Source organism: Streptomyces solincola (assembly GCF_002982015.1).
Lineage (GTDB): Bacteria > Actinomycetota > Actinomycetes > Streptomycetales > Streptomycetaceae > Streptomyces > Streptomyces solincola.
This window is the reverse complement of record NZ_PVLV01000610.1, coordinates 1-2,267: the sequence shown is the minus strand read 5'-3', so window position 1 is coordinate 2,267 and position 2,267 is coordinate 1. Positions and strand designations below refer to the sequence as shown.

Annotated in this window: 2 protein-coding genes and 1 pseudogene; 2 read left to right on the top strand and 1 reads right to left on the bottom strand. The window is 75.9% G+C overall.

Annotation, left to right across the window (positions count from 1 at the left end; genetic code table 11):
- Positions 1 to 10: 10 nt before the first annotated feature.
- Positions 11 to 490 (top strand): annotated as a pseudogene (locus C6N75_RS28160) (N-acetyltransferase family protein); the annotation flags it as partial.
- A 106-nt stretch (positions 491 to 596) separates the two neighbouring features.
- On the opposite strand, the gene C6N75_RS28155 reads toward C6N75_RS28160, so the two are convergent.
- On the bottom strand, positions 597 to 1,115 hold the full coding sequence (locus C6N75_RS28155) for a DUF4240 domain-containing protein (RefSeq protein ID WP_181160655.1): 519 nt from the start codon (positions 1,113 to 1,115) through the stop codon (positions 597 to 599).
- A 133-nt stretch (positions 1,116 to 1,248) separates the two neighbouring features.
- Here C6N75_RS28155 and C6N75_RS28150 point away from each other — a divergent pair, with 133 nt between their 5' ends.
- Positions 1,249 to 2,205, top strand: coding sequence for an SDR family oxidoreductase (locus C6N75_RS28150; RefSeq protein WP_105871680.1), 957 nt, complete (start codon positions 1,249 to 1,251; stop codon positions 2,203 to 2,205).
- Positions 2,206 to 2,267 lie beyond the last annotated feature (62 nt).

The following is a 2,267-nucleotide window of genomic DNA, read 5'->3' as shown; positions in this document are numbered from 1 at the left end:
GGGGCCGCCGATCCGGCCCGCCCGGGCCGAGGACGCCGAGCGACTGGGCGCACTGGACCGCGCGACCTGGTCGACGCTGCACTCGGTGCAGCCCGCGCCGCAGCCGCCGTACGACCCGTTCTTCGACGCCGCCCACCGCCCCGAGCACTACCTGGTGGCCGAGGACGAGGACGGCCGGATCGCCGGCTACATACGGCTGGTGCCGCCCACCCCGCTGCCCTCCAACGCCCATGTGCGCGCCATCCAGGGCCTGGCGGTGGCCGACCGGGCCCGCGGCCGGGGAGTGGCGCGCGCCCTGCTGCGGGCCGCCTGCGCCGAGGCCGCCCGGCAGGGGGCCGTCCGGATCACCCTGCGGGTCCTCGGCCACAACGCCCCCGCCCGGGCGCTCTACGCCTCCGAGGGGTTCGCCGTCGAGGGCGTCCTGCCCGGCGAGTTCCTGCTCCGGGGGGCCGCCGCGGACGACGTGCTGATGGGACGCGCGCTCGACCCGGCCCCGCCCGGCGGCGTCCTCGTGGACGGGGTGCTGATGGGGCGCGCGCTCGACCCGGACACCGCCGGCACGGGTACGCCGCCGAGCTGAGCCGGCGCGCCTGGCCTCAGCCGCCGAAGCGCTGCCAGAGCCGGGGGAAGCGCCGCGCCAGCTCCGCCTCGTCGTCCGGGTCGAACGGCACGCCGTCGGGCTCCGGCGGCTGCGGCGCGATCCCCAGGTCCGGTGCGTCGGTGCCGGTGAGCTGCTCGTACGCCTCGTCGGCGGCGTACCCCAGCTCCTCGCCGTCCCCGTCGATCTCCTCGTCGAAGCCGTCCAGCAGCCGGGCCAGCGCGTCCGGTTCGTGGACGGCCCCCTCGAACACCTCCCGGCCCTGGCCGATCAGCCAGCAGCGGAAGTAGTCGAAGGCGTCGTCGCCCGCACCGCCCAGCAGCACCGCCGCCGCGCCCCGCAGCTCCCAGGTGTACGCGCGGTTGTAGCGGGCCTCGAAGTGGCGGGCGAAGTCCAGCACGGAGTCCGGGTCGAGCCCCAGCAACCGCTCCACGAGCAGCTCGGCGTGGTCCTCGGGGTCGCCCTCGGCGGCCTCCCGGGTCGAGTCGACGATCTCCCAGAACTCCGTCTCGTCCATCACGGCACCAAGCATCGGGTCTCCGCCCGGGCGGCGCACCCGGAGTGCCCCATCCGCCCGGCGACGGGCGCCCCGACCGGTTCGGCGGAATACCGGACAGCAGGTGTCGGGTATCGCTGCGATCGTCGGACGCATGACGACCGACCACCGCCCAGACCACCCCTCCGACGACCGCCGGGAAGGACCGCTCGCCGGCGTCGTCGCCCTCGTCGCCGGGGCAACCCGGGGCGCCGGGCGCGCCATCGCCGTGCAGCTCGGAGCCGCCGGCGCCACCGTCTACGCCACCGGCCGCACCACCCGCGACAAGGTCAGCGAGGTCGGGCGGGCCACCGAGACCATCGAGCAGACCGCCGAACTGGTCACCGCCGCCGGCGGCGAGGGCGTCGCCGTGCCCGCCGACCACCTCGACCCGGACCAGGTCCGGGCGCTCGTCGACCGCATCGACCGGGAGCACGGCCGGCTCGACGTGCTGGTCAACAGCCTGTGGGGCGGCGACCGGCTGCTGGAGTTCAACACGAGAATGTGGGACACCGACCTGGACGTCGGCCTGCGCATGCTGGACCTCGGCATCCGCAGCCACGCCATCACCAGCAGCATCGCGCTGCCGCTGATGCTGCGCCGGCCCGGCGGGCTGCTGGTGGAGATGACCGACGGCACCGCCGAGTACAACGGCCCCCGCTTCCGGGAGAACTTCTACTACGACCTGGCCAAGACCAGCCCGATCCGGATGGCGTTCGCCCTCGCCGCGGACCTGAAGGGCACCGGGACGACGGCGGTGGCGCTCACCCCCGGCTTCCTGCGGTCGGAGGAGATGCTGGACCACTTCGGCGTCACCGAGGAGACCTGGCGGGACGGCATCGCCCAGGAGCCGACCTTCGCCATCGCCGAGTCCCCGGTGCTGGTCGGCCGCGCGGTCGCCGCGCTCGCCGCCGACCCCGCCCGGGAGCGCTGGAGCGGGCAGTCGCTCTCCAGCGGGCAGCTCGCCCGCGAGTACGGCTTCACCGACGCCGACGGCTCCCGTCCGGACGCCTGGGGCTACCTCCTGGCGATGCGCGACGGCACGCCCCCGCCCGCCGAGGACTACCGCTAGCCGCCCCCGAACGGGCCCGGACCACGGCGGTCGCGGGGCGGGTCCGGGCCGCGGCGACACCC

Coding starts and splice junctions, on each gene's coding strand:
- C6N75_RS28155 (WP_181160655.1), bottom strand. CDS start 1,115: ATGGACGAGACGGAGTTCTGGGAGATCGTCGACTCGACCCGGGAGGCC.
- C6N75_RS28150 (WP_105871680.1), top strand. CDS start 1,249: ATGACGACCGACCACCGCCCAGACCACCCCTCCGACGACCGCCGGGAA.